The sequence below is a fragment of the Rhizobium sp. Root1220 genome (genome assembly GCF_001426265.1).
GTDB lineage: Bacteria > Pseudomonadota > Alphaproteobacteria > Rhizobiales > Rhizobiaceae > Rhizobium.
This window is the reverse complement of the sequence record NZ_LMDG01000013.1, coordinates 73,911-94,199: the sequence shown is the minus strand read 5'-3', so window position 1 is coordinate 94,199 and position 20,289 is coordinate 73,911. Positions and strand designations below refer to the sequence as shown.

General features: G+C 59.8%; 21 protein-coding genes and 3 pseudogenes. 13 read left to right on the top strand and 11 right to left on the bottom strand.

Annotation, left to right across the window (positions count from 1 at the left end; translation table 11 throughout):
• The first annotated feature begins 42 nt into the window (after nucleotides 1–42).
• The 3 genes and pseudogenes from ASC90_RS12525 to nhaA all read left to right on the top strand — a co-directional run bounded on the left by ASC90_RS12525 (nucleotide 43) and on the right by nhaA (nucleotide 4,939).
• On the top strand, nucleotides 43–1,944 hold the full coding sequence (locus ASC90_RS12525; protein ID WP_056540508.1) for a potassium transporter Kup: 1,902 nt from the start codon (nucleotides 43–45) through the stop codon (nucleotides 1,942–1,944).
• Nucleotides 1,945–1,988: 44 nt separating this feature from the next.
• Nucleotides 1,989–3,237 (top strand): annotated as a pseudogene (locus tag ASC90_RS12520) (sodium:proton antiporter).
• Nucleotides 3,238–3,743: 506 nt separating this feature from the next.
• A pseudogene (gene nhaA / locus ASC90_RS12515) lies at nucleotides 3,744–4,939 on the top strand (Na+/H+ antiporter NhaA).
• A gap of 18 nt (nucleotides 4,940–4,957) precedes the next feature.
• Here nhaA and ASC90_RS29325 read toward each other — a convergent pair.
• Nucleotides 4,958–5,113, bottom strand: coding sequence for a hypothetical protein (locus ASC90_RS29325; RefSeq protein WP_200950888.1), 156 nt, complete (start codon nucleotides 5,111–5,113; stop codon nucleotides 4,958–4,960).
• A gap of 181 nt (nucleotides 5,114–5,294) precedes the next feature.
• Between ASC90_RS29325 and ASC90_RS12510 the strand changes: the two genes are divergently transcribed.
• From ASC90_RS12510 to ASC90_RS29320, 4 genes are all read left to right on the top strand, one after another.
• On the top strand, nucleotides 5,295–6,650 hold the full coding sequence (locus tag ASC90_RS12510; RefSeq protein ID WP_056540505.1) for a chloride channel protein: 1,356 nt from the start codon (nucleotides 5,295–5,297) through the stop codon (nucleotides 6,648–6,650).
• 18 nt (nucleotides 6,651–6,668) lie between these two features.
• Nucleotides 6,669–6,866, top strand: a complete 198-nt coding sequence (locus ASC90_RS12505) for a hypothetical protein (protein WP_056540502.1) — start codon at nucleotides 6,669–6,671, stop codon at nucleotides 6,864–6,866.
• Nucleotides 6,867–6,924: 58 nt separating this feature from the next.
• Nucleotides 6,925–7,329 (top strand): GFA family protein, encoded by a 405-nt coding sequence (locus tag ASC90_RS12500; RefSeq protein ID WP_056540586.1) that lies wholly within the window; start codon nucleotides 6,925–6,927, stop codon nucleotides 7,327–7,329.
• A 78-nt stretch (nucleotides 7,330–7,407) separates the two neighbouring features.
• Complete coding sequence (locus ASC90_RS29320) at nucleotides 7,408–7,959, top strand: hypothetical protein (protein ID WP_200950887.1); 552 nt, start codon at nucleotides 7,408–7,410, stop codon at nucleotides 7,957–7,959.
• Between the two features lie 51 nt (nucleotides 7,960–8,010).
• Here the strand turns inward: ASC90_RS29320 and ASC90_RS12490 are convergent, their stop codons facing one another.
• From ASC90_RS12490 to ASC90_RS12480, 3 genes are all read right to left on the bottom strand, one after another.
• A complete protein-coding gene (locus ASC90_RS12490; RefSeq protein ID WP_056540499.1) occupies nucleotides 8,011–8,244 on the bottom strand; it encodes a hypothetical protein in 234 nt (77 codons plus the stop codon).
• A gap of 27 nt (nucleotides 8,245–8,271) precedes the next feature.
• Nucleotides 8,272–9,543 carry a DUF2254 domain-containing protein gene (locus ASC90_RS12485; RefSeq protein WP_082519886.1) on the bottom strand — a complete coding sequence of 424 codons (1,272 nt, stop codon included), beginning with the start codon at nucleotides 9,541–9,543 and terminating at the stop codon, nucleotides 8,272–8,274.
• 98 nt (nucleotides 9,544–9,641) lie between these two features.
• Nucleotides 9,642–9,863 carry a hypothetical protein gene (locus ASC90_RS12480; RefSeq protein ID WP_056540496.1) on the bottom strand — a complete coding sequence of 74 codons (222 nt, stop codon included), beginning with the start codon at nucleotides 9,861–9,863 and terminating at the stop codon, nucleotides 9,642–9,644.
• A gap of 189 nt (nucleotides 9,864–10,052) precedes the next feature.
• Between ASC90_RS12480 and ASC90_RS12475 the strand changes: the two genes are divergently transcribed.
• Nucleotides 10,053–10,493 carry a MarR family transcriptional regulator gene (locus ASC90_RS12475; protein ID WP_056540494.1) on the top strand — a complete coding sequence of 147 codons (441 nt, stop codon included), beginning with the start codon at nucleotides 10,053–10,055 and terminating at the stop codon, nucleotides 10,491–10,493.
• Nucleotides 10,494–10,581: 88 nt separating this feature from the next.
• A complete protein-coding gene (locus ASC90_RS12470) occupies nucleotides 10,582–10,998 on the top strand; it encodes a hypothetical protein (RefSeq protein WP_056540491.1) in 417 nt (138 codons plus the stop codon).
• An 86-nt stretch (nucleotides 10,999–11,084) separates the two neighbouring features.
• Here the strand turns inward: ASC90_RS12470 and ASC90_RS12465 are convergent, their stop codons facing one another.
• Together ASC90_RS12465 and ASC90_RS12460 are read right to left on the bottom strand one after the other, a co-directional pair.
• Nucleotides 11,085–11,387, bottom strand: a complete 303-nt coding sequence (locus tag ASC90_RS12465) for a hypothetical protein (protein WP_056540488.1) — start codon at nucleotides 11,385–11,387, stop codon at nucleotides 11,085–11,087.
• Between the two features lie 16 nt (nucleotides 11,388–11,403).
• Complete coding sequence (locus ASC90_RS12460) at nucleotides 11,404–11,799, bottom strand: response regulator (RefSeq protein ID WP_244480372.1); 396 nt, start codon at nucleotides 11,797–11,799, stop codon at nucleotides 11,404–11,406.
• A gap of 98 nt (nucleotides 11,800–11,897) precedes the next feature.
• Between ASC90_RS12460 and ASC90_RS30270 the strand changes: the two genes are divergently transcribed.
• Nucleotides 11,898–12,026 carry a hypothetical protein gene (locus ASC90_RS30270; protein WP_280138321.1) on the top strand — a complete coding sequence of 43 codons (129 nt, stop codon included), beginning with the start codon at nucleotides 11,898–11,900 and terminating at the stop codon, nucleotides 12,024–12,026.
• Between the two features lie 492 nt (nucleotides 12,027–12,518).
• Here ASC90_RS30270 and ASC90_RS12450 read toward each other — a convergent pair whose 3' ends face one another.
• Nucleotides 12,519–13,007, bottom strand: coding sequence for an invasion associated locus B family protein (locus ASC90_RS12450; protein WP_056540482.1), 489 nt, complete (start codon nucleotides 13,005–13,007; stop codon nucleotides 12,519–12,521).
• A gap of 823 nt (nucleotides 13,008–13,830) precedes the next feature.
• Nucleotides 13,831–14,157 (bottom strand): hypothetical protein, encoded by a 327-nt coding sequence (locus ASC90_RS12435; RefSeq protein WP_056540476.1) that lies wholly within the window; start codon nucleotides 14,155–14,157, stop codon nucleotides 13,831–13,833.
• A 352-nt stretch (nucleotides 14,158–14,509) separates the two neighbouring features.
• Here ASC90_RS12435 and ASC90_RS29875 point away from each other — a divergent pair, with 352 nt between their 5' ends.
• Entirely contained in the window at nucleotides 14,510–14,905 is a 396-nt protein-coding gene (locus ASC90_RS29875) for a plasmid pRiA4b ORF-3 family protein (protein ID WP_244480371.1), read from the top strand.
• Nucleotides 14,906–14,912: 7 nt separating this feature from the next.
• Nucleotides 14,913–15,095: a plasmid pRiA4b ORF-3 family protein gene (locus ASC90_RS29870; protein WP_244480377.1), complete on the top strand. Its 183-nt coding sequence runs from the start codon at nucleotides 14,913–14,915 to the stop codon at nucleotides 15,093–15,095.
• Nucleotides 15,096–15,387: 292 nt separating this feature from the next.
• Here the strand turns inward: ASC90_RS29870 and ASC90_RS12425 are convergent, their stop codons facing one another.
• On the bottom strand, nucleotides 15,388–16,431 hold the full coding sequence (locus ASC90_RS12425) for a sensor histidine kinase (RefSeq protein WP_056540473.1): 1,044 nt from the start codon (nucleotides 16,429–16,431) through the stop codon (nucleotides 15,388–15,390).
• Nucleotides 16,428–17,870, bottom strand: a complete 1,443-nt coding sequence (locus ASC90_RS12420) for an ATPase domain-containing protein (RefSeq protein WP_056540470.1) — start codon at nucleotides 17,868–17,870, stop codon at nucleotides 16,428–16,430. Before ASC90_RS12420 ends, ASC90_RS12425 begins: the two co-directional genes overlap by 4 nt.
• A 406-nt stretch (nucleotides 17,871–18,276) precedes the next feature.
• Between ASC90_RS12420 and ASC90_RS29865 the strand changes: the two are divergent.
• Nucleotides 18,277–18,525 (top strand): annotated as a pseudogene (locus ASC90_RS29865) (histidine kinase); the annotation flags it as partial.
• An 872-nt stretch (nucleotides 18,526–19,397) separates the two neighbouring features.
• Here ASC90_RS29865 and ASC90_RS12410 read toward each other — a convergent pair.
• The gene (locus ASC90_RS12410) at nucleotides 19,398–20,216 is read right to left on the bottom strand and encodes an LON peptidase substrate-binding domain-containing protein (RefSeq protein ID WP_056540464.1); all 819 of its coding nucleotides are present in this window, start codon (nucleotides 20,214–20,216) and stop codon (nucleotides 19,398–19,400) included.
• Between the last annotated feature and the right edge of the window lie 73 nt (nucleotides 20,217–20,289).

Here is a 20,289-nt window from a genome sequence, read left to right as displayed (position 1 = left end):
GTCCCCCACCCCAGTCACAGCTTTCGTCTCAGGACACGCCATTTGACCGATTCCCCTATGCGATTTGAAGATCCGGAACTGGAACACCAGACCCGGAACGGAACGCCGGCGCTTGTTCTCGCGGCTTTGGGCGTCGTTTACGGAGACATCGGGACCAGTCCGCTTTACGCATTCCGGGAAGCATTGCATGCGACCGGCGTGTCGGGGGCCTATCATGCCAACGTGCTCGGCATTCTCTCCCTTATCGTGTGGGCGCTTACCATCGTCGTCACCCTCAAATACGTGACGTTCGTGCTTAAGGCCGATAACCGCGGCGAAGGCGGCACGCTCTCTTTGATGAGCTTGGCGCGCGAAGGTCTGACCGGTCGCCCCAAGTGGGTGCTTGTCCTTGGCGTGATCGGCGCCTCCCTGTTCCTGGGCGATGCGATCATCACTCCGGCGATCTCCGTCCTCTCTGCGGTCGAAGGCATCGAGGTGGTTGCCCCGGCGCTCTCGAACTGGGTCGTGCCGATCACGCTGACGATCATCGCGGTTCTCTTTTTCGTGCAGCGGTTCGGCACGAGCGGCGTCGTCTCCGTCTTCGGCCCGGTGACCGCGCTTTGGTTCGTCGTGCTCGGGATCAGCGGGGCGATCCACATCTTCGACGATCCGTCGGTGCTGGGCGCCGTCAATCCGGTCCACGCGTTCCGGTATGTCGCCAACAACCTGGGTTCGTCCGTGGCAGTCCTTGGCGCGGTCTTTCTGGCGGTGACCGGTGCGGAGGCGCTTTACGTCGACCTTGGACACTTTGGCCGCCGACCGATCGTGATCGCGTGGTTTTCACTTGTGTTTCCGAGCCTGCTTTTGAACTACTTCGGACAGGGCGCCTTCGTGCTGGCGAACCCGGAGCTGGCCGCTCACCCCTTTTTCGGGATGCATCCGGAATGGGCAAGGATTCCCATGGTCTGTCTGGCCACGGCGGCAACGGTGATTGCTAGCCAGGCGGTGATCTCCGGCGCATACTCGCTTGTGCGCCAGGCGATGCATCTCAACCTTCTGCCACGGCTGCGAATTCTTCACACTTCGGAAACGCATTCCGGACAGATCTTCATGCCGCAGGTGAACAGCCTGCTTTTCGTGTTCGTGACCGCGCTGGTGCTGTTCTTTCGGAACTCCAGCGGGCTCTCCGCCGCTTACGGGATCGCGGTGACGGGCGAGATGCTCATCACTTCGGTTCTTCTGTTCATCGTCATGCGGCGTATGTGGAGCTGGAAGCTGGCGACGGCACTTGCCGTGATCGTGCCGATGTCCCTGATCGACGCCGGATTTCTGGCGGCCAACGTCGCTAAGTTCGCGGATGGCGGCTGGGTTCCGGTCGCGGTCGCATCGACCATGGCCCTCATCATGCAGACCTGGACGGCGGGCCGGCGTCTGCTCGCCGCCCGTACCAAGACGGACGAGATCCCGCTGTCGGCGATCATCGACAATCTGGCCCGCAAGAAGCCACCCACGGTTCCAGGGACGGCAATCTTCCTGACGAGCGACGTGGAAGGCGCGCCGACCGCTCTTCTCCACAGTCTCAAGCACTACAAGGTGCTCCACGAGCAGAACGTCATCCTGAGCGTCGTCACCTCCACGACGCCCTTCGTTCCTGATGACGAGAAGATCTTACTAGAGAGCTTCAACCCTCGTTTCAGCCGTCTGGTGATCACGTTCGGGTACATAGAGACGCCGAACATTCCGCGCGCACTCGTGCTCGTAAGGAAGCTAGGTCTGAAGTTCGACATTATGTCGACCTCCTTCTTCCTGTCACGCCGGACGATCCTCCCGTCGAAGAAAGGCGGCATGCCGTTCTGGCAGGACCGGTTGTTCATCGCGCTTGCGCAGAACGCCAGCAATGCCACAGACTACTTCGGGCTGCCGTCCGGACGCGTCGTCGAACTCGGGCTGCAAACGACCATCTAGCGGCGCCGAGCGCCGGTCTCCCGACATGCGCAAGGAACTTCAACTTGTCCGTCTTCGATCTCATATCGCTTCTCCTGCCCTCACGGCCGGGTTCGCCTGGGTCAACCACCGCTATCTGAAGCTCCCGCCGTCGATCGGAATTCTCGTCATGAGCCTCGCGGCGTCGTCCCTGCTCGTATTGCTTGAGCTGGCGGTCCCGAGCGTCGCGCTCTACGCGGCCGTCGCAGAACTTGTCCGGCAGATCGATTTCCAGACGACGGTGATGAACGGCCTCCTTGCCTTCCTGCTGTTTGCGGGATCGCTCCATGTGGACTTCGCCGCTCTTCGGTCGCGGGTCGCGGTCGTGGGCGCGATGGCAACGATGGGCGTGCTCCTTTCCACAGTTCTGGTCGGCTTGGCGATGTGGAGCTTGGCTGGCCTCGTTGGCGTCGAGCTGCCGCTATTGTGGGCATTGGTGTTCGGCGCCTTGATCAGCCCGACTGATCCAGTCGCGGTTCTGTCCACGCTCAAGGCGATCAAGGTCCCGCAGACGCTGGAGACGGACATGGCGGGGGAGTCCCTCTTCAACGACGGCGTCGGCGTCGTCGTGTTCACGGCGCTGCTTGCGCTTGCGAGCGGTGGCGCGGACGTCGGTGCGGCGCAGGTCGCGGAGCTGTTCCTTTTGGAGGCCCTGGGCGGAGCCGTCGTCGGCCTGATCTCAGGTTACGTCGCCTATCGCGCCACGAGGGCGATCGACGACTACCCGGTCGAAGTTCTGATCTCCATCGCGCTGGCGATGGGATGCTATTCGTTCGCCTCCGCACTTCACATGAGCGGTCCGATCGCCGTCGTGGTCGCGGGCATCCTTGTCGGAAACCGCGGACCCAAGGATGCGCTCAGCGACGTGACGCAGCGATACCTGTTCGGCTTCTGGACGCTGGTGGACCAGATCCTGAACGCGGTGCTCTTTCTTCTTATCGGGCTGGAGGTCCTGGTCGTTCGATACCAGGCGTCGATCCTTCCTCTGGCGCTCACCGCGATCCCAGTGGCGCTCGCGGCCCGCTTCGCATCGACGATCGTTCCCGTGACCCTGCTTCGCAGACGGTACGACTTCGTCCGCGGAACCGTGATCGTCCTTGTCTGGAGAGGCCTGAGGGGCGGCATCTCGATCGCGATTGCTCTCTCCCTGCCGGAGACGCCCTTCAAGGCGGCCTTGCTCACGGCGACGCGGTCGTGATCTTTACGATCGTCGTACAGGGGCTGACGCTGGGGAAAGTCGCCACCGCGTTGCGCACGTCCGATGCTTCGCGCTAAGGACGCGGGATAGCTAGCTTGAGTGGACGACGCGCATGCATGTCAGAAAGAAGTGGCTCCCATATGTGATCGCGGCTCTCGTTCTCCTTGCCGTGGCGCAGATTGCGGTCAGCGGTGCCGGCGTCGCGGGATGGTTCGGCCCCTGAGCGTCGTTCGATCACGATCCCTACATCGGTGGCGGAGCGATGGTGGGGCCGACGGAAAAGGCCAGGTACAACAATCCGGCGATTGCGACTGCCACGACGGCAAGGAAGATCGTTTGAGAGGGACGCATTTGGCAACCTCCTATCGGAAGAGACGGAATGCACGGCCCGGTTAGGCTACGCATCGACCAGATAAGACGTCTCACGTCCCGTTCAAGCCTTTGTCAGAATGGACAGTGCCTGTCGATTTCGCTAGGCAAACCAATCTCCAGTCCTTAGTTATGAGGCAGGCGTGTGCTGCGTGCGCCGGGGATTCCCCTGATCGACGGAGACTGAGATCACCTTTATCGAGGGAGCGAACCCGTGTCGAAAACAATCCAGGGCCGCATCAAGTCCACCCTCCGTCAGTTTCTCGACAGCGAGGCGTCGGGCGGCCTGATCCTGATGGCGGTGGCTGCGCTGGCGATCGTCGTTGCAAACTCTCCCGTCGCCGACGTCTACTTTCACGCTCTGCATGTCCACCTGGGTCCGCTCAGTCTCCGGCACTGGATCAACGACGCCCTGATGAGCGTCTTCTTCCTGCTGGTCGGCCTTGAGATCAAGCGGGAGATGCTGGACGGACAACTGTCGAGCTGGAGCAGACGAATCCTTCCAGGCGCCGCCGCGGCGGGCGGAATGGCGCTGCCCGCCCTGATCTACATCGGCTTCAATCTGTCCGAGCCAACGACCCTGCGAGGATGGGCGATTCCGACCGCGACCGACATCGCGTTCGCTCTCGGCGTCCTCTCCCTTCTCGGCGACAGGGTGCCTGCCTCGCTGAAGATCTTCCTGGCGGCGCTGGCGATCATCGACGACCTCGGCGCGGTGATCGTCATCGCCATTTTCTACACGGCAGACATCAACGTCCTTGCACTTGCCGTCGCCGCCGTCTTGATCGGAAACCTGGTGATCCTGAACCGGTCCGGCGTCAAGAGCATCTGGGCCTATCTGGCGCTGGGAGTTCTCCTATGGATCGCCGTCTTCCTGTCCGGGATTCACGCCACGCTCGCGGGCGTCGTCCTGGCGCTTGCCATTCCGCTGAAAGTCACCCCCGGCGCGCCCGAAGCCTCGCACGAGGACTCTCCGCTCCACAAACTTGAGCACGCACTCCAGAAGCCGGTGGCTTTCTTCATCGTGCCAATATTCGGCTTCGCCAATGCTGGCGTCTCCTTCGCAGGCGCGTCGGCAAGCATCCTTGCGGAGCCAGTGACCATCGGCGTCGCCGCCGGCCTTCTCCTCGGGAAGCTTGCGGGCGTGCTTGGAACGGTGGCGCTTCTGGCAAGTCCGGGTTGGCGCAGCTACCCGCGCGTGCGACCTGGCCTCAGATGACGGGTGTGTCGCTGCTCTGCGGCATCGGCTTCACGATGAGCCTGTTCATCGGACTGCTGGCCTTCCCGGATGCGTCGTCTCAGGATCACGTGAAGATCGGGATCCTTGCGGGCTCGCTCGCCTCGGGCGTGGCCGGGGCCGCCGTCCTGATGGCGTCGGCCCGCAGGAGACTACCGGCGTCGAGCCCCTGACTTGGGAGTCGTGCGGCGTCAGGTATGTGACGCGAGTAGTTCTTGCAGTCTGCTCTTATCGGTCACGCCGATCTGAAACCACTTCAGCAGTTCGTGCGCGACGTCCCGCGCCTCCTCGCTATCCAGTTCGATGGTCTTCGTCAGGCAGTAGTTCTTCACCAGAGTCTGCATCATGGGAACGTCGTCTGGCCCAAGGGATGGCGATCCCCTTCCGATGCGCTGAACATAGCGTCCTCCGTGGTTCGGCACGGAGCGATCCTACCCCGATCCCGCGCGTTTTCAATTGTTGGGGGGTGATCTTCGGGCGTCTTTGGCGTTAGAAGGTTTGATAGCCTACGCACGTATCGAGTCCGTCATGCCAAGCCGTTACCGCTATTCCAAGCTCCTTCGCCGCTCCCGCGTGATCTGGGGGTCGTTTTCGCTCTGGAAGCCACGACTGGTATTCTGGTGTGGGGCGCTCGCCATCGGCGTGATCAGCGTCGGCTTCGCCAAGCTCGCGGATCTGGCGCAAAACGCATTCGGATCCCTCACCTCTGCCGGTGAATGGAGCTTCCTGCTGCCGCTGTTGCTGACGCCCGCGGGCTTCGTGCTCTCGGCCTATCTGGCAGCAACGCTGTTTCCGAATTCGGGCGGCAGCGGCATTCCGCAGGCGATCGCCGCGCGGCACTTGCACGACGTGGAAGACCGGACGCGGCTGCTGTCGCTGAAGATCGCCTTCGGAAAGATCGTACTGACGGTGCTTGGGCTGTTCTCCGGCGCCTCGATCGGTCGCGAGGGGCCGACGGTGCAGGTCGGCGCGTCGATCATGCTCGCCGTCGCCCGTTTTGGCGGCATGGCGCAGGCACGCGGGCTGATCCTGGCGGGTTCGGCCGCTGGTATCGCGGCCGCCTTCAACACCCCGCTTGCCGGTATCGTCTTTGCCATCGAGGAAATGAGCCGAACCTATGAATCGCGCGCCAACGGCCTGGTGCTGACCGCCGTGATCCTCTCCGGCCTAGCCGCACTCGGGCTTTCCGGCAGCTATAACTATTTCGGAATGGCGTCTGCTGCGCCAACCGAGCTTCGCGACTGGGGACTGGTGCTGATCTGCGGTGTCGGCGGAGGCGCTCTGGGTGCCGCCTTCAGTGGCTTTGCGCTACACTTCGGCCAGAAGATCCGCCGCTGGGCGCAACCGCAACCGCTGAAACGCATGCTGGCACTTGCGGGAACCTGCGGACTGGCAATCGCTGTCATCGGCGTCGCATCCGGCGGCACGACCTTCGGCACCGGTTACGAGCAGGCGCGCGGTGCGGTCGAAGGCAACGCCCTGCCGCTGCTGTTCTTCGTCGAGAAGCTTGCGGCCAGCTTCCTGTCGATGCTGTCAGGCATTCCGGGCGGCATCTTCGCGCCGTCGCTGGCCGTCGGCGCCGGTTTCGGTAGTACCGTCGGCTCTCTGCTCGGCACCAGCATCGCGCTGGCGGCGATCCTGGGTATGGCCGGGTATTTCGCAGGCGTCGTACAGGCGCCGATGACGGCCTTTGTCATCATCCTGGAGATGACCGGCGACCACCAAGCCGTGATCCCGATCATGGCGGTGTCGATGATCGGCTACGTGACCTCGCGCATTCTTTCACGCGAGCCGCTTTACCATGGACTGTCGCGTGTCTTCATCGCGGCGGCCATCCGGGCGCGACGCGCCGCGGAGAAGGAACCGGAATCAACTCGAACCTGACGCAGACGGCACAGGACCATGCGCGACTTCCTCACCGACCGGTATTCAACCCGCCGCGAACATGGCGGCTCCTGGACGATTTTCGATCTGTTCACCGGGCTCGCAGCAGACTACCACGGCCGTCCGACAACACTGATGGATGAGGACGGATCAAAGTCCTTGTGCATCGTCATGAATGCACTCGACAAGCAACGGCGGCGACAAACCTCGAAATAGCGTTCGCAAAGCCTTCGGGAGCGACGCAGGCTATATGGAGCAGCGCACCATGGTGACAGTGAAACGAGAAGCCAGTTGTTCCTGCGGCACGCTTTCGATCACGGCCAAGGGAGAACCTGTCAAGATCTCCGTCTGCCACTGCCGGGAATGCCAGCGCCGCACGGGCAGTGCATTCGGGGTGGCGGTCTTCTTCGACAAGGAAAGGGTAGCCGCTTCCGGAGCCTCGAACAGTTACACAAGGTCGGGCGACAGCGGGAGATCGATTGAGTTCAGGTTCTGCCCGGCCTGCGGGTCGACGGTCTTCTGGATGCCGGAGTTCCGTGAGGACCTCGTCGCGGTCGCACTGGGATGCTTTGACGAGCCGTCCTCCCTGGTTCCGGAACAAAGCGTCTACGAGGAAAATCGAATGGGATGGGTGGGGCTCGATCTGCTCGGTGGAGACTGTCAATCCCGCAAACCGTGAAGTCGCGCTCCCAATCAGCGCGGACCGCTCGCGGTATTGTCATTTTCCTCACGTCAAAAAATAAATTAATATCACGGCATGATATTTTCAGCCGCAGCGATAGGCTTGAAGCTCATCGGGTTCGTTGGCCCTGCCTTCCATCGTCGACCGGAAGCCCCGAGGACAGACGCTCGTGAGCTTGTGGCCGTAGGCCTCATCCTCGACGACTGGTGCAGGCGCTCGTCGGTCAACCGCAGCGATCCGAGGGCTTACGCCACTATCGCAAGGATCGTCGCGCTTCGAGAGGCTGGAATAACCATCGAGGAGGTGCGGTCCGAGATCTTAGCGGAGACCATGACCTACGCCGAAGACATCGACAAGGGGAAACAGATGCGGAGATTCGACCTGGTGGATAGTCAAACCGCCTCGGCCTATCCGGGGCATGTCATTGTCGTCGCGGGCGACGATGTCAGGACAACTGGCGAACTGGCGATCAGAGGCCAGCCTCATCAAGGCGAAGCGGAGCCGCTCGAAGCCGCAATCCATCACGCCCTGCTCGTAAGGCAGAGGGACGCGTTGCCGATTGCGGTGAAGGACGATCTGGGACTGTGGCCGTCGAGGCTCGGAGACCTTGTTCCCTGGACCCCTTAGCGTCGTTTGCAGGCGGCGGCGATCACAACGCACAGGCCTGCCAGACGTGTGTCAGTGAACCGTCGCCGAGGATGACGTGTTGATCTTGGTCGACGCGACCGCGACGAAGGCGCCGATCAGCAGCGTGGCGAGATCGCCCTCGGATCGGTAGCCATCCTTGTAGAGATCGAGCGCGGCGTTGCAGAGCACGTTCCAAACATGGTCGTCATGCTGGACTTCGTAGTAGCGAAACCATTGATCGACGGCGCTTGCCAGCACCTTCACCAGATCTTCATCGCTCTCCATTCCCACCAAACCTCCTCGCTCCACCACTCAACTATGTTTGTCGTCGGCGGTGATTGCGGCGGCAGCAGCCTGCAGCCTCTCCTTGTCGGCCTCGACCTGCATCACCGCGGCCGCACGGTCGAGCGCCTCCTTCGAATGGCGCACGGCGTTTGCCTGAAATTCCGGGCCGAGCTTTGAAAGCGTTGCGAGGGTCTTCTGTAGTCGAAGTCCGACTTCGACTAGGCCTGCGCCATCTCGCGCGATCGGCGTGAACAGGTCGTCGAACAGGTCCGCTGCCTCAATTGTCGCAACATGGAGCCGGGGATAGGCAATCTCGTCAGGCGCCTCGATGCTCGCGTCATGCCAGGAAAAGAGAATTCGCATCGCGCGGGAGATGACGTCGATGGCGGTCCCCGGATCGTTGACGGCAGGAGACAAGGCGCGCGATGCGATCTCTGTCAGTACTGACGCTCCGAACCGCGGGTCCTGATCGAAGGAGCGGACGTCGCCGACCGAAAAGCAGGCCGCGGCCCGACCCAGAACGTCCTCGCCGACGGCTCCACGCAGCCATCCAAGCGGCCGGGCGGGCGACGCCAGCTTGCCAGGTATCGACACGATTGCCAGGTCGCACCCGGTCTCGTCGGCGATCTTTGCGAGCGTCGCTGCATCCACGTGCTGCACGTAGCCGATCTCATCTGCGAAAAACGGCGTGTCGCCGGTCCGGGGCTCACGGCTGTGCGTCTCTAGCGCCCTCCCCCCGAAGTTGGGGGATTTGCGCCAGGCTTTTACGGCGTCGAGGGTCGCCTCCTCCACCCGGCGGGTCGTCTCGGTCACCCGGCCGAGTCTGGACAGGTGGTCGATCCATCTCAACAGCGTCACCACGATGAGCACGATGACGCCGATCGTAACGACGAAGAGCACAACCCGCCCCTGCTCGCCATAGGCGCCCGTGGTCAGGGCGACGATGCCGACGAGGCTGAACAGAAACGAGCCGACGAAGGTCGCCAGCACGTTCTGCGTCGTGCTGTCCTCCATGACGAGCCGGGTCGCGCGCGGCGTGACGTTGCTTGTCGCCGCCGAGTAGGCCGAAACCATCGTGCTGAGAGAGAAGGTCGTGACGGTCAGCATGCTCGAAGCGATGATGCCGAGGATGTTGTCGACGGCGTCGGCGCCGATCTTCGTCGACAGGTCCGCCGGGATGTAGGGCGTGGCGACGATCGCCAGGAGGGCGGTGGCGACCGCCGCGATGGAGAACAGCGTCGCCCTGAACCAGATCCGCCGCGCCAGAACCGATATCGACCAAATCAAGCGCGAGCTCATGGCGTCCCCTTCTTCGAGACAAGGTCAGATAGCTTCGAGGCATGGAAAGGCAATCGCTCGGATGCTTCGGGCCTGAGATCGAGCTAGAAAGAACCGCTTCAGCGGCTCAGCGTCCTGCGGCGGTGCTTGTCCAGAGCATTTACGACGGCGCAAAGGCTATCGGCGGGGCCCTGGTCCAACCCGTCGAGGAACCGTCCGACGTAATCCGCCGGCCAGCCGGTGAAGACGTCGAACACCGTCCAGGTGCCATCCCCTTCGACCCGTACGCCGAAACGATCGGTCTCATATGGCTGCGTTCCGGGCCTTCGATTACCAAACACGATGTAATTTTCTCGCTACGTCACGAAATTGGCACAGTCTTTTTGCCACCATCGGGAGAATATGGTCCGCGAGTGACCAGCCGACGCCGGTGCTTTGCACCGTCTCCCGCATCGGCCGCACTCGCGAACCGTTCTCCTAGCGTGGTTCGTCATTTATATCACATCATGACATTTTGGAAGGACTCATGAATGCCTCGATCGGGACGCCGGACATCCGGCCTGGCTGACGAAGTCTATGATGGCCTCGCAGGCTTCCGGCTCGCCATGCGGCGGTTCCTGTCGTTCAGCGAGGCAGCGCTCGCCGAGGCGGGTGTCACGTCGCAGCAGTATCAGGCCCTCCTTGTGGTGCGCACGGCGCCGGGCTGGAAGGTGAGGCTTCGCGATCTCGCTGAACAGATGCTGATGCACCACAATGGCGCGGTCCAGCTCGTGGACCGCATGTGCTCGGCAGGTCTGACAGAGCGGATCCCCGCGGAAGACGACAAGCGAAGCGTGCTGATCGGCATGACGACCAAGGGCGAGAAGGTTCTTGAAGCTCTGGCGAAGATCCATGTCGACGCCATGCTAGAGAACGAACCACTCCTGGCGGAATCCCTATCGCGACTGCGACAGGTGACCGAACTCGCCTGATCGGCGTCACCATTTTTTGATCACACCGTGATTGACCTCTGCTCTCAAATTTGTATCATGCCATGATATAAACCAGAGGAGAACAGCTATGCAAAATGGCGAAAGTGGCTGGTCGGGATACCGGCCTTCCAAGACTCTTTGGGGTTGGTCGATCGTCGGCGCCTCGGCATTGACGATGGTGCTCGGCTTCACCTGGGGCGGCTGGACGACGTCTGGCAGGGCGAACGTCATGACCGAGATTGCCGTCCGCAACGCGAAGGCGGATCTGGTCGCAAGCATCTGCGTCCATAACTTTGTCACAGCGACCGACGCGGAGCATAATCTCAAGGCCCTGCAGGCGAAGTCCTCGTGGCAGCGCGACGACTTCATCACCGAGGGTGGCTGGGCTCAGATCGCGGGGATCGACGGGACCGTCACGAATGCCGCCGACACCTGCGCCGACCAGCTCGTCAAGATGAAGGAACTACCGCAATCGGGAGGAGATGCGGCAGTTACCGACAGCTAGGCTTCGACCAGGCGTGATGAGATGCCTGGTTGGCGCGAGGCCCGTCCGAAATGATTTCGGGCGGGCCATTTTCTTTGAAACAGCCCCTACCTTCCGGCGCCTGTGGCCTCTTGCAGCACGAGCAGTATCTCCTTGGTCATGAGATGTGCCGCCATCAGAACGGCGGGAGACAATGGTCTTCCATCGCGGGCGTCGCGGCAGATCTTGAGGAGACCGACAAGCTCCACCGGGTTCTCGATGAAACCGTCCAGCGCCTCTTCGACGTCTTCGGGGAACTGCGATCCGACATTGAAGGCGACCTCGCCCTCCTCGTTCAGCACTCCCCGTTCGATCAGAATAGTTTCCAGCCGGCCCACCCAGAGACCGAGTTCTGCGCGTCTGTCGATCATGGTGTCGCCCCCTCCTTCACGCGAAGATACGCATCCCTTCCGGCGGTGAGCCGCGCCCACCCTCGCGAATCGTCCTCAGGTATTCGAGGACGCTGCCGATCAGTTTCGGCTGGACGGGTTTCGATATCAGACCGATGACTTTCGAAAGATCGGTGACGATCATTTCCGGATTGGCCGTGACCATGACCACCGCGACGCCGAAGTCGTTCGCCAGGTATTGCGCAATCCTCGGTCCGGTGGCCCCGTCGCGCAGGTTGACGTCGACCAGGGCGATGGTTGCGAACGGGGCGAGCCGCTGCGCGCTCTCGAAACTGTCAGCGATACCCACGACCTCGTAGCCGGAACTCGCCACGATATCTTGAACATCCGCAGCGATCAGTGCGTCGTCCTCCACGATCAGAATCTTTTCCAAAGCCCATCGCCTCCCGCAATCGTTCATGCTGCATTCAGGATTGACATTATGGGGGAACGGTTAAAGAATGTCATCACATGATACAAAGGAGCGTACCATTGACCAAGAGCGCCATGCTTTCCGCCGTGTTCGCAAGCTACGTCGCGGTCATGTTCGCCATCGCGTCGATCCCTGGCGAGGCCCCGTCCGAAGTGTCTCAGGCCGCACTGATCCAGACCTCGAACTAAACGCCGGGATGTGCGGAACAGTGGACGGGATACCGCGTTGACGGTTGATCATGTCCCTTGACGTCAAACTCGTCCTGACGGGGGTCGCCCTGTTCGTCGCCGCAATCTGGGGCGGCGCGATCTACGTCCTTCTGCAGATCTAACGGTCATCTACATCATGACGTGATATATTATGCCGCGGTTGGAACCGCAGGGGCTTCGGGTCCATTACTCCTTTGAAGGAGTTTTGATCATACAGCGTTCCCAACAAGAACAGAGCCCTCTCCCATCGGTGAACGAAACCGAGATAGAACCCAGATACTATGTTGGAAGCCTGCGGCGACGCTACGGCATCTGCCGACACGAAGCGGAGCGCCTGCTGCAAAGGTTTGGGAATTCGAAGCACGAACTGGACCTGCTGCTTTCCGGCAAGGGCCGAACCCATTCGCACCGCCTTAGGGAACTTGCGACGCCCGACAGCAAGGCTGCATTCGGGATCGGTTGAGCCCTCCTTCACTTGCAGCGAGCGACCCGCTCCAAGGCAGCCGTGACCCCTGATAGCGAATAGTCGTAGCTGGTACGCGTTCCTCTCGCCGACGTCGCCTGCAAGGTCATCCGGCTCCCGGATCGAAGCGCGTTGATGAGTTCGGGTTCCTGCGCGGCGTCGGAGACCCAGGCAGTATTGTCCTTTACGAACATCGTGAACTTCTTCTCGCCAACCGAGACCTGAACCGGCGAACCGGCCTGCACTGCGTATCCGAGGATAGCCTCTGGCTCGTTGCCGCCGCCTTTTTCCGCTGGCGCGATCAGGAAGTAGTTCTTCCCATGATCGACGTCGGCGGGTTTGGCCTCCTTCGGGACCGACAGCGCGTAGCACACAGGCTTTCCGTCTCTCTCGAAGGAGTAGACGCCCCAGTCACCGGTCTGCGAGACCATTCTGGCCGCAGCGTGGGCGGTAAAGGGCATCGATAGGGCGACGAGGAGGCCGACAAGCTTCTTCATTGTTTTCCTTTCTTAGATTCAGATCAGGGTTTGCGACGAACCATTGAAGGCGAGCTGCCCGCTCGCTTTCCGCGCAGAAACCTGACTTCTTCGGAAGTGATGCTACCGTTCACGACGACGCCTTCCCAGATCCTGTTGCCGAGCTGGCAGGTGACCAGGAACCGGTCGCTTCCGGTCGCAGCGGTGGTTGAAACCGAAACGAGTTTCTGCACGCGATATCGCTGGAATTCTTTGGTCGAAAGGCCCAGGCGGTCCGCAAGGACCTCGTCAGTCGGCAGACACCGGGGATTGATTGGATCTGACACGATGACGTCAAGCTCCGGTCACAACAATATCACGCCGTGATATAAATCATCGAGCGACGCCGTTTCAACCCCTTTTGGAAAAGAGAAGCCCTATGGAGTTCATATTACGCAACAGCGCGGAGTTTACCGGAAGCTCGGGTGATGATCATCTCGTCCCGCGAACCGTAGGCATCCACGATTGTCTCGAAATCTGGAGAGCCGGTGGACAGGGCAGTCTGCTTTGACGCCCGGACCGAAAGCTTGAACGTATCGCAAAACGAAAAAGCCTGCCGCGGGAGGAAGTGCGGCAGGCTTCTCGAAATATTGAACAACGGCTGGGAGGAGGAGTGCCGCTGTTCCGTCAGGCGCGCCTTGGGAGGAGGAATGGGTCGCCTGAAACACGAAGCTCTGCGGGAGGAGGTGCATTGCTTCGTTGAGGTGAAGATATCAGAGGCTGCACCGACTGCCAGCGCTCAGATTGCAGTGCAGCCGTGTACTTGCTGCAATGCAGTGTAGATCCTGTGCTCATTTTTTGGCCACTATGAACGCGACGCGGCTTTCGCCGGACTAGGCACGAAACCGAGAACGAATTCGATCACCTTGGCAGAGGACATTTCGCACGGCTTCAGCATCGATCCAGGTCCAGCCAGTCGATAGAGGTTGAAGCTGACGATATCGGTTCCGCTAAGCTCCTCGCCATAGAGCCATGTGCGTTTGCCATCCTCCGACCGCTTGACGGTCACGCCCCATGGTCGATTTCCAAAATGTCCGTCGACATAACCGTCCGGCAATTTCGCAAGCGCGTCTTCGAACATCGCCTGAATTAATGGAGGTTTCTTGCCGACGGCGTTCATGGTGCCAGGCATTCGTCGCAGATCCCGCAGCCATCGTCATCCATGCTCGAGGCCGGACGTAACCTTCGACAGCACGGACATGTCGTTGCATCCGGTGCACGAGTTTCATCGCGGTCCGGCGGAAGAATTTCAATATAGAATTCCGACAGCATTTCGGCCGCGTTTCGGTCCATGGCGATGCTCCAGTTGGGGTTACACCAGAGATAGTAAGCTTCGAGGGCTGCACAAGCCGGCAGAGATGCCGTGAAGGACGATCCAGTTCGAATACGGTGTCACAATTGAGCGCCTTCTTGACGATCGCTGCCTGACCTTGTTCATTCGTGCCATGTTCAAACCCGCAAACGCCGTGCAAGTCAGAGTTTCCATGGATGAGATCCAGCCGGACGTCTGGCGCCGATTGGTCCTGCCTGTGCATTGGAACCTGGAGCATCTGCATCTCGGTATTCAGGCAGCATTCACCTGGTGGAATTATCATCTCTATGAATTCCGCATCGGTGGCCTCCGGTATGGCGACGTCGAGATCCTGACGGAGGATGCGACCGACGACGATCCTCGGGTGTTCGACCAGAGCGAGGTGCGTTTACTGGACTTCGAGCAAGGTGCCGTCTTCAGTTACCACTATGATTTCGGGGATGGCTGGCGACACACCGTTGAGGTCGAGGAGTTCTTGACGCTCGCCGCTACGGCCAAACACGGGAGTTGCGTCGCCGGCGAAAAGGGCGCGACCGCCCGAAGATGTTGGTGGCGTATCGGGATATGAGCGTTTCCTGGAGATCATCGCCGATCGGGAGGATCCAGAATATGCTGAAACCATTTGGTGGTGCGGTGGCTACTTTGATCCGGAATGTTTCGACCTTTCAACCGCAGACAAAGATCTGCGCAATGCTCTACGCTCGAAGGTCAAACGGCGTCTGTATCAACCTAGGCCGAAGGCTGGCTCGAAGAAATAACTTTGGGCGAGTTGCAGTTGGGACGCGTTTAAATGTCTCGAACCGACGGCCAGTCAATATCACTCATCTGTTCATGGAAGCGAGGATCCGGCGGGCAGTTTCAGGCATTCATCTGCAAAAGCCTCGGGAGGGCCAGGCTCTCCTGGAGTGAAGGCTTAGGCTGCGGCTAGCATTTCCCTCATGGTCGCGATGACGCGGCCGCAGAAAGACAGATTGATCCAAACAAAACTGTTTTATCTTTCAAGGTGTTACAGGAGGGCCATTTCAATCCATGATTGATGGATCTCACAAACTATTGTCGTGCTATAACGCGAGCCAGCGACCCGCTCACTGACAAGCGAAAGCCATCGGGAGCAAAGATGATTTCTGGAACCGTGCCGAACAACGATCCTAGGGCGGAGCGCACATATCGCGTACCATAACCCTGCCGCGTCGGTTCTTGGACAGACGGTCCCCCGACTTCCGTCCAGCTCAGAGAGAGTTCGGAATTGCCGTTTGTGGCAACAGACCACAGAAGTTCAACGTGCCCATCGGGGTGCGAAAGCGCGCCATACTTTATGGCGTTCGTGATCAGCTCGTGCAGGCACAGCGCGATCGTTATGCCGGCGTCCCGGCTAACAACGATATCCGGCCCGCTGACATTGATGCGACTAACGCCGGCGCTATTGTAGGGAGAGACCGTCAGGTCAATGGCGGCTGAAAGCGAAACCTCCTCGCCGCCGGCTTCAAAGACGGCGCTGTGGACGTTCGATAGCGCGTGAAGCCGACCGGCAAAATCGCTTGCCAACCCCTCGACGGAGGTGGCGCCGCGCCGTGTCATCTGGAAGATCGAGGTGACGCTCGCCAGGATATTCTTGACCCGGTGATTGAGCTCCAGCCGCAGTTCGCGCTCTCGCTCGATGGAATCGCGGACCTGGCGTTGGCGCAACCGCACCAGCAGATTTGATTGAATGCCGTTCACGAGTTCCAATGGCGCGATGGGACGGGTGTAAAACAAAAGACGCGAGCCCGGCCATGAAGTCAGCAATTGGTTGCGGATCCGTTCAATCGGCGCTGTCCGCTCCAAAAGGACGATAATCGGGACTTCCGACCAGTCGGGCTGCTCCGCGAGATGCGTTGTAATCCGTATGATAACCTGTGGGTTAAGGGCCTCGTGGGTAATGACGATGATGCCAGGAGATAAAGCGAGATGTTCGACCAGCTCCCCGTCGACCTTGGCGGCCTTGACATCGATCTTCTGCTCTCGAAGGAAAGCAGCGACGTAATCGGCGTCCTTGCGAAACGGAGCAAGGACGAGCACCCAGTCCAGCTCGCTATCGACCGGGACGTCATTCATTTCGGGTCCGGGAGAGGATTGTAAGCGACGACGCTGACGCCTCCGCTTTCTATGATCAGCTCACGGATATTGAGATCGTGGGGACCGTGACGCTTCTTGACCACGGTGATGTTTCGGCGAAGGCGCCCTTCGTGCTCCATGATGCGCAGCAGGAGTACGGTATCACCAAGGAAACTTACATCCACATCGATGCCGACATTTTGGCCGATCAGACCATGCTGAGCAACGATCAACATCGTTAGGACACCAGAGCGGGCGAGGTACTTCAGCAGCGACTGGATGTCGCGAACCGCTTTCTCACGATGCGGCAAGGAGTTCAGATAACCTGTCAGACTGTCGATGACCACGACCCGCGACTTGTTTTGCGTGACGGCGTCCTGAACAATCTGGCCGAACTCGCCAGGGGAGATTTCGTTGGGATTGAAGTCCCGCAGGATGAGCTTGCCGTCCTTGTGGAACTGCCTGAGTTCCATGCCCAAGCCTTCAGAACGACGGAAGAAAGTTTCCAACCGCTCCTCGAACAGGAAGAGCGCGACACTCTCACCCCGTTCGAGCGCCGCGGTGGCATAGAGGGACGACATGGTCGATTTACCGGTACCTGACTGTCCGATGACGAGCGTCGTGGTCCCGGCCTCCTGGCCACCGCCGAACATCTCGTCGAGCTCGGCGACACCGGACTTGATCAACTGCGGCTTGGCCGTTTCTACGGCGGCGCTGGACATGATACGTGGAAAAACGACGACCCCCTGCCCTTCACGGATTGCCATATCGTGATAACCATCAGCGATCGGCACACCGCGCATCTTGGAGACTTCTATACGGCGACGCACGCCACCATATTCCTCCAGCGCCTTGTCGAACCGGATAACGCCGTGGGCGAGCCCCTCGACCTCCTCGCCGCTGCGGTCGTAGCCGGGCGTCTGGGTATCGAGCAACAGCGCGACGACGTTCCGCTTCGCAAGGAAAGATTTGAAGCCGATCAATTCACGGCGAAAGCGTGGACTATCACCTGTGATCAGCCGGATTTCGAGGAGTGAATCATAGACGAGACGGCGAGGCTTGTGCTCCTCGATTGCCGCTTCGATGGCTTTCCGCGTTTCGTCCAGCCGCAGATCCGCGGTCAGGAATATACTCTGGTCGTCGGCTTCATTTACAGTGCCTGAGGTTGACATCTCTTCGACCCGGATACCATCAAGGGTCCAGCCGTGCGACACCGCGATGGCCTCGAGCTCTGCAGCCGTTTGAGACAGCGTCACATAGATGCAGCTCTCTCCAGCCTCGACGCCCGCGCGCAAAAACTGCAGCGCGGCCGTGGTCTTGCCCGATCCCGGCGCCCCCTGAAGCATGTAAAGGTTTGATGCAGGAAGGCCTCCGCGCAGGATTTCGTTCAATCCGGCAATCCCGGTGCTAACGACAGTAGATTTCTTCTGTTTGGGCATGTTCGTCTTCCGTAAGATGCTCGGCGCATATTGAAATCGATGGCGCCCAACGTCCGGGAAGAGCCGCATTGATCTTATATTTGCCTTTCAAAAAACTTCAATGATGGCTGTGGTTTATGCAACATGCCCTTTGCATTTTGATGAAACCGGTCGCGGAAGGGGATTTGAGTTTTGCGAGGATCGAAGGGAGTCCTTGTTGGACAGTACGGTCCGCGAGCCGAGTTCTCCATCCAACCCATGGCTTGAGCATAACCCAATCCCCGATCCGTCACCCGGACGGCCTGTTGCGCTAACACCATGTAGCAAATGGGCTTTACGCTCGAAACTGCCGAAAATTTTCGCCTTGATAAGCGTTGACTTGCTGATCGGAAAGCTCTCAAATAAATGGAGGGCGAGAGGGCTTTCAATGCACAATCACGATCCGGCCACCCCCGATCACGGCTCGATGGCTGACATTATTCGCAACCACGACTGGGCAAACACCAGCCTTGGACCGATGTCGTCGTGGCCGCCCCAATTGAAGTGTGCGGTTGACATCGTAATTCCGTCGGGTGTGCAGATCGTGATGTTTTGCGGGGATGACTTCACCGCCATTTATAATGACGCCTACGCCCCATCGATAGGTAATAAGCACCCGAGAGCCTTAGGGAGGCCTTATGGTCTTGATGGGATCTGAACCGCCGACCCTGGAAGGTGGCAGAGCTACGCGCGTGACTCAACACGATTTCGCAGATTCGGGCGTCGATTGACCTCCTTATAAAATGGATAGCGGGAATGACTCGGCCCATCGGCATAGTAAGCTTGCGGACAACATGCGCTTGGCCAGATTTATCCGACTCATCCTGTCTTCGATCAAACCTTCAGACGGCAACCTATCACCGAAGCTGCCATCCATCCGGGCAATCGTCGGTGGGATGGTCTTCGAAAGCTATACCTGTTCAAGCGTACGACCGCATAACCCCGGGGTGGCTAGCCCGGGGCATATCCGGGCTCCACCGAAACATAAACGGATTCCGAAAGGCAATTTCTGTGAAGCTCGGTTGAATGCTAATAGTTATGCTGAGCGAAGTTGTTGAAAGGATATGAACCTGCGACCTGCGAACGAGCCGCATAAGCCTCTGAATTTAATCTGTTTGGTTGCGGGGCTTGCAGCCACCGATACAGACATATGCTAGGGCTTGACGATACAAGAAATGAGTTTGTCGAGAGCAGCTCTCCAGCGAGTACTCCCGTCTGAACTTGTGAGGGCGCGATCCATAGCGTGGAAGCCTAGCGCTCTGTATGCTTCAAACTGTTCCTCCGAGAAGAACTAGTCACTGGTCGCCTCATGCGGGAACTGCGGAAACCTGCGCTCATAATCCAGGACATAGCTGCGCTCATCACCTGTCACGCACGATTTGACATATAGCAGGATGCCCACCTTCTCCGGCAGTGAAGGCGCTCCCGGCTTTCCAACCGTCTTCGGGTAATAAATCTTGCAGCGGGATCGAGCATCCAGCGCAACGGCTGGATGCTCCCTTTCAGTATTTAGGCGACAGCTTTAGGGCGACCAACGCTCATCAACTCGATGAGTCTTTTGAGTCGAGTCACCACGTCACTGGTTTCCAGGAGTTTCTGCTTGTGCTCGATACTGGTCGATAGCAACGGGGCGACTGTGTCAGCCAACAGGCTCGGATCGCCGATCGAAGGCAGGCCGAAACGGGCTTTGGATCCTGGCGGAAGCGCGGAAAAATCAACATCGGCGTAGGTCTGATAGGCATCGAGAACTGCATTCGAAAGAGCGGCGGCCTCCTTCGACTGGCCACCTTGTTCTTCAATCGGCGTCACCTCCGCCGCCAGGAACTCGCCAACGGTAAGGCGGACGATGCCTGTTCGCTGAAGCCCACAGACGGTGACCTTGAGAGCCCCGTCCGCCTGAGTTTGACGATCGACCACGTTTGCTATGACGCCCACCGGATGAAGGGCATCAAGAGTGGTGGGACGATCGTCGGCACTGTGCCTCTGGGCGACAATGATAACGTGCCGATCACCAGCGAGAGCGTGTTCCACGGCTTGCCGAGTTTTGTCGCGCGCAACAAAAATCCGCGAGATCATGTGCGGAAACAGGACCATGTCCCGCATAGGAACGATGGGAATGTTTACCCCGACTGGAGGCGTGCTAGCCTGGGCCGAGGTTGTCGACGACTGGGTCGCTTGGATCCTTGCGGCCAATACGTTCCAGTCTCGATAGCCAAGAATTCGAGCAATGAGCTCCTGGCTCTCACTGTTGGTGAAGGTGACAGATTTAGCGTGAAGCGCTTCACGTAGCGTTTTCGCCATAGCTTTGGCATCGCGGAAATCGCGCATGAGATGATCCTTTGCATAAACGACCGGAGAGCGTCAGGGGCTTGCGTTGCTGACCCGTTCGTTCGGGCAAAGG

Coding starts and splice junctions, on each gene's coding strand:
- ASC90_RS29325 (WP_200950888.1), bottom strand. CDS start 5,113: ATGATGCAGACTCTGGTGAAGAACTACTGCCTGACGAAGACCATCGAA.
- ASC90_RS12510 (WP_056540505.1), top strand. CDS start 5,295: ATGCCAAGCCGTTACCGCTATTCCAAGCTCCTTCGCCGCTCCCGCGTG.
- ASC90_RS12505 (WP_056540502.1), top strand. CDS start 6,669: ATGCGCGACTTCCTCACCGACCGGTATTCAACCCGCCGCGAACATGGC.
- ASC90_RS29320 (WP_200950887.1), top strand. CDS start 7,408: ATGATATTTTCAGCCGCAGCGATAGGCTTGAAGCTCATCGGGTTCGTT.
- ASC90_RS12490 (WP_056540499.1), bottom strand. CDS start 8,244: ATGGAGAGCGATGAAGATCTGGTGAAGGTGCTGGCAAGCGCCGTCGAT.
- ASC90_RS12485 (WP_082519886.1), bottom strand. CDS start 9,543: ATGAGCTCGCGCTTGATTTGGTCGATATCGGTTCTGGCGCGGCGGATC.
- ASC90_RS12475 (WP_056540494.1), top strand. CDS start 10,053: ATGCCTCGATCGGGACGCCGGACATCCGGCCTGGCTGACGAAGTCTAT.
- ASC90_RS12470 (WP_056540491.1), top strand. CDS start 10,582: ATGCAAAATGGCGAAAGTGGCTGGTCGGGATACCGGCCTTCCAAGACT.
- ASC90_RS12465 (WP_056540488.1), bottom strand. CDS start 11,387: ATGATCGACAGACGCGCAGAACTCGGTCTCTGGGTGGGCCGGCTGGAA.
- ASC90_RS12450 (WP_056540482.1), bottom strand. CDS start 13,007: ATGAAGAAGCTTGTCGGCCTCCTCGTCGCCCTATCGATGCCCTTTACC.
- ASC90_RS12435 (WP_056540476.1), bottom strand. CDS start 14,157: ATGCCTGGCACCATGAACGCCGTCGGCAAGAAACCTCCATTAATTCAG.
- ASC90_RS29875 (WP_244480371.1), top strand. CDS start 14,510: ATGGATGAGATCCAGCCGGACGTCTGGCGCCGATTGGTCCTGCCTGTG.
- ASC90_RS12425 (WP_056540473.1), bottom strand. CDS start 16,431: ATGAATGACGTCCCGGTCGATAGCGAGCTGGACTGGGTGCTCGTCCTT.
- ASC90_RS12420 (WP_056540470.1), bottom strand. CDS start 17,870: ATGCCCAAACAGAAGAAATCTACTGTCGTTAGCACCGGGATTGCCGGA.
- ASC90_RS12410 (WP_056540464.1), bottom strand. CDS start 20,216: ATGCGCGATTTCCGCGATGCCAAAGCTATGGCGAAAACGCTACGTGAA.